Source organism: Polaromonas sp. P1_E1_2 (assembly GCF_056406035.1).
On sequence record NZ_JBFUAZ010000345.1, the window covers coordinates 1 to 4,452 of the forward strand.

General features: G+C 62.3%; 4 protein-coding genes and 1 pseudogene. 3 read left to right on the forward strand and 2 right to left on the reverse strand.

From position 1 onward, the window contains the following. Both AC1D1P_RS15230 and AC1D1P_RS15235 read right to left on the reverse strand, forming a co-directional pair. A pseudogene (locus AC1D1P_RS15230) lies at positions 1-188 on the reverse strand (hypothetical protein); the annotation flags it as partial. A gap of 150 nt (positions 189-338) precedes the next feature. After that, a complete protein-coding gene (locus AC1D1P_RS15235; RefSeq protein ID WP_457280097.1) occupies positions 339-794 on the reverse strand; it encodes a CBS domain-containing protein in 456 nt (151 codons plus the stop codon). A gap of 171 nt (positions 795-965) precedes the next feature. Here AC1D1P_RS15235 and AC1D1P_RS15240 point away from each other — a divergent pair, with 171 nt between their 5' ends. The 3 genes from AC1D1P_RS15240 to AC1D1P_RS15250 are packed head-to-tail and all read left to right on the forward strand — an operon-like array spanning position 966 to position 4,378. After that, entirely contained in the window at positions 966-2,279 is a 1,314-nt protein-coding gene (locus tag AC1D1P_RS15240; protein ID WP_477667911.1) for an O-acetylhomoserine aminocarboxypropyltransferase, read from the forward strand. Positions 2,280-2,282: 3 nt separating this feature from the next. After that, positions 2,283-3,089, forward strand: a complete 807-nt coding sequence (locus AC1D1P_RS15245) for an alpha/beta fold hydrolase (RefSeq protein WP_477673563.1) — start codon at positions 2,283-2,285, stop codon at positions 3,087-3,089. Continuing rightward, entirely contained in the window at positions 3,086-4,378 is a 1,293-nt protein-coding gene (locus tag AC1D1P_RS15250; RefSeq protein ID WP_477673564.1) for a cytochrome P450, read from the forward strand. The genes AC1D1P_RS15245 and AC1D1P_RS15250 overlap by 4 nt, the downstream gene beginning before the upstream one ends. The last annotated feature ends 74 nt before the right edge of the window (positions 4,379-4,452 follow it).

Below are 4,452 nucleotides of genomic sequence, written 5' to 3' on the forward strand. Positions count from 1 at the left end.
GCCAGGAAGCGGGGGAGCGTTTCTACCGTGAAGGCGATACCGGACCAGGCCACGCTGCCCGTGATTTCGAAAACCACCAGAGGAACCAGGAAGAGCAGTATCTGGTCGGCAAGCCTGGAAAGGAAGAGGGAGCTATAAAACAGCTGGCCGTTGGCGTTGTTGGCGTTGTCGCGCACCCCTGCTCCCATCGCCTTGCTCCGCAAAGCAGGCCAGATACCTTGCGTATCTGGCTATTATTTTGATAGCGCCTTGCGCTCCTCCTGATTGGGCTGATTGGGCTGATTGGGCTGGCGGCATCTTTTATGCAAAGAACGCCGTCAAGCCCGTACCCCTCATATTCAGCTGCGGTCGGCGCCGTCTTCCTCCGGCCAGTCGCGGATGTAGGCCTTGAGCATCTTGTTTTCGAAGTTCTGGCTGTCCACCACGGCCTTGGCGACGTCGTAGAGGCTGATGACGCCCATCATGACTTTCTGGTTCATCACGGGCATGTAACGCGCGTGGCGTTCCAGCATCATGCGGCGGACTTCGTCGAGTTCGGTCTCCGACGTGCAGGTGAGCGGGTGGTCGTCCATGGCGGTACGCACCAGCGTGCTGCCGATCTCGCCGCCGTTTTTGACGATGCAGACAATCACTTCGCGAAATGTCAGCATGCCGACCAGGTCACCGTGCTCCATGACGACCAGTGAGCCGATGTCTTTTTCGGCCATGATCTGGGCCGCCTTGGCAAGGGGTTCGTCAGGCTGGACGGTGTAAAGCGTGTTGCCCTTCACGCGCAGTATGTCTAGAACCTTCATGGCCATCTCCTCGGTTGTGCTGCTTGCCGGCCCTCATTGTCCCACCACAGCGCGGCAACAGGGAATTCAGTTTAAATATAGCCCACAATCAAACGGCAGGTTGCAAGAATCTGTTCGGGCTCCTGCGATTGCCCGGCGCACCGCCACTTTTTTCTGACTGGAGACAAACCCATGCCCGGTTACTCAGACCCCGGCTTCGACACCCTGGCGTTGCACGCCGGCGCCGCGCCCGACCCCACCACCGGCGCGCGTGCCGTGCCGATTCACCTGACGACTTCTTTCGTCTTCGAATCCAGCGACCACGCGGCCAGCCTCTTCAACCTCGAACGTGCGGGCCACGTCTATTCGCGCATCAGCAACCCGACCAATGCGGTGCTGGAGCAACGCGTGTCGGCCCTGGAAGGCGGCATAGGCGCGATCGCCACGTCCAGCGGGCAGGCGGCGTTGCACCTGGCGATTGCCACCTTGATGGGCGCCGGTTCGCACATCGTGGCCAGCACCGCGCTGTATGGCGGCAGCCAGAACCTGCTGCACTACACCTTGCGCCGTTTCGGCATCGACACCACCTTCGTCAAGCCCGGCGACCTGGATGGCTGGCGCGCTGCCGTGCGGCCCAACACCAGACTTTTCTTCGGTGAAACCGTGGGCAACCCGGGCCTCGATGTGCTGGACATCGAAGCGGTCTCGAGCATCGCCCATGACGCCGGCGTGCCGCTGCTGGTGGACTCCACCCTCACCTCCCCCTGGCTCATCAAGCCCTTTGACCACGGCGCCGACCTGGTCTACCACTCGGCCACCAAGTTCCTGAGCGGCCACGGCACGGTCATTGGCGGCGTGGTGGTGGACGGCGGCAGTTTCGACTGGGAAAAGTCCGGAAAATTTGCCGAACTGACCGAAGCGTACGAAGGCTTTCACAACATGGTGTTCAGCGAGGAAAGCACCGTGGGCGCCTTCCTGCTGCGCGCGCGGCGTGAGGGCCTGCGAGACTTCGGCGCCTGCATGAGCCCGCACACGGCCTGGCTGATTTTGCAGGGCATTGAAACCCTGCCGTTGCGCATGGCGCGGCACATGGGCAACACCGAGAAGGTGGTGCATTTTCTTGCCAGCCACCCGCTGGTGTCGCGTGTGGGCCACCCCATGCTCGAATCGCACCCCAGCCACGCGCTGGCCAAAAAGCTGCTGCCGCGCGGCGCCGGTTCGGTGTTCAGCTTCGACATCAAGGGCAACCGCGAACAGGGCAAGGCCTTCATCGAGGCGCTGAAAGTCTTTAGCCACCTGGCCAACGTTGGCGACTGCCGCAGCCTGGTGATCCACCCAGCCAGCACCACGCATTTCCGCATGAGCGACGAAGCACTGGCGGCCGGCGGCATCACACAAGGCACGATCCGCCTGTCGATTGGCCTGGAAGACCCGGACGACCTGCTGGACGACCTCAAGCGCGCCCTCAAGGCGGCAGAAAAAGCCGCCGTGAAAGCGGGGGCTTAAAGCATGTACCTCGACGTCAACGGCCACAAAACCTATTGCTACACCGGCGGCAAACCTTTCGATGCGGCCAAACCCACTGTCGTGTTTATCCACGGTGTGCTCAACGACCACAGCATCTGGATACTGCAGACCCGCTACTTCGCGCACCACGGCTTCAACGTGCTGGCACCCGACTTGCCCGGCCATTGCAAAAGCGAAGGTGAGCCGCCGCAGTCGGTCGAAGAAGCGGCGGCCTTCATCATCGCGCTGCTCGGTGCAGCCGGCATCAAGAGCGCCTCACTGGTGGGCCACAGCTTTGGCTCCCTCACGGCGCTGCACGCGGCGTCCACTGCATCGCAMAGGGTGACGCACCTGGCGCTRCTGGGAACCGCCGCRCCGATGAMGGTTTCSCCCGCGCTGCTGGACAACGCACTGAACCAGCCSATGAAGGCSATCGAAATGGTCAACACYTTCTCGCAYTCCATGCTGGCGCCGCCGCCCTCRTCGCTGGGCCCGGGCACCTGGCTGTAYGGRGKGTCGAAGGCGCTCATGAAACGGGTGCTGGCCAGCAATACCAAAGTCAACCTGTTCCACCGCGGCTTCAAGGCCTGCGACGACTACACCGGCGGCGAAGCGGCCATTGAAAAAGTACAGTGCCCGGTGCTGTTCATCCTGGGCAAAAACGATTCCATGACCTTGCCAAAAATGGCGGCGCCGCTGCAGACCAAAGCCAAAAATGCCAGGACGGTGATGCTGCAGGCCGGCCACCAGATGATGACCGAAGCACCCGAAGGAGTCTTGTTTGCGCTGAAGGATTTCATCAAGCCATGAGCGTGCTGACGGCCACGCCGGCGATGACGCAGCAGCGTGCGCAGGAAATCGCCGCCAGCTTCGACCTGCGCGCCTTGCCGCCGGATTTTTACGCCAACCCCTATCCGGTGTATGCGCTGCTGCGCGAAACCGAGCCCGTCAAGCGCATGCCGGACGGTTCCTGGTTCCTCACGCGTTATGCCGACCTGGTGGCGGTGTACCGCGACGCGCAGACCTTCAGCTCGGACAAGAAGGTGGAGTTCGGGCCCAAATACGGAGCGGGCTCGGCCCTGTTTGAACACCACACCACCAGCCTGGTGTTCAACGACCCGCCGCTTCACACGCGCGTTCGCAAACTCATCATGGGCGCCCTCACGCGGCGCGCCATTGCTGATATGGAGCCCGGGCTCATCACGCTGGTCGATAGCTTGCTGAATGCGATCGAGCGCCGGGGCGGTGGTGATTTGATTGAGGATTTTGCTTCGGCGATCCCGGTGGAGATCATCGGCAACCTGCTGGGCGTGCCGCATGCCGACCGGGCGCCGCTTCGCGCCTGGTCGCTGGCCATACTCGGCGCGCTGGAGCCCAAATTGACGCCCGAACAGGAAGCCCTGGGCAATGGCAGCGTGCGGGACTTCACGGGCTACCTCAAGGACCTGGTGGCGGACCGGCGCAAACACCCGGGTGACCCGGAACACGATGTGCTGACACGGCTGATCGGCGAAGAAGTGTCGGGTGAAAGACTCAGCGAAACCGAATTGCTGCAAAACTGCGTGTTCATCCTGAACGCCGGCCACGAAACCACGACCAATCTGATCGGCAATGCCTTGGTACTGCTGCAGGAATGGCCGCAGGCGAAGCAACAGTTGCTATCAAAATCAGAGCTGCTCGCGCACATCGATAAAGGGCTAGAGGCCGATTTAACTGTTGAAATCGATGAATTCCTGCGTTTTGAGCCGTCCAACCAGCTGGGCAACCGCCGCGCGCTCRAGGCCTGCCAGGTGGGCGGTGTGGACTTGCCCGAAGGCGCGTTGCTGACGCTATGCATTGGGGCCGCGAACCGCGACCCGGCACAGTTTTCCAACCCCGAACATCTGGACCTGGCACGCCAGGACAACCGCCACCTGGCCTTCGGCTTCGGCATTCACCAGTGTGCCGGGCTTAGCCTGGCGCGGCTTGAAGGCCGCATTGCCATTGGCCGGTTTCTTCAGCGCTTTCCGCACTACCGCCTGACCACCAGCCCCACACGCGGCGGCCGTGCGCGCTTCAGGGGTTTTCTGAAGGCGCCGTTTTCAACGACGGCTACCTGACCTGGCGTTGCGCGCCCACACGGTGCGGCGCCGCTTCCAGCGCCTGCAACAGCGCCTGTGTGGATGGCAAATGG

Excerpts from the sequence above, each read along its gene's own strand:
- AC1D1P_RS15235 (WP_457280097.1), bottom strand. The coding sequence starts at position 794 with ATGAAGGTTCTAGACATACTGCGCGTGAAGGGCAACACGCTTTACACC.
- AC1D1P_RS15240 (WP_477667911.1), top strand. The coding sequence starts at position 966 with ATGCCCGGTTACTCAGACCCCGGCTTCGACACCCTGGCGTTGCACGCC.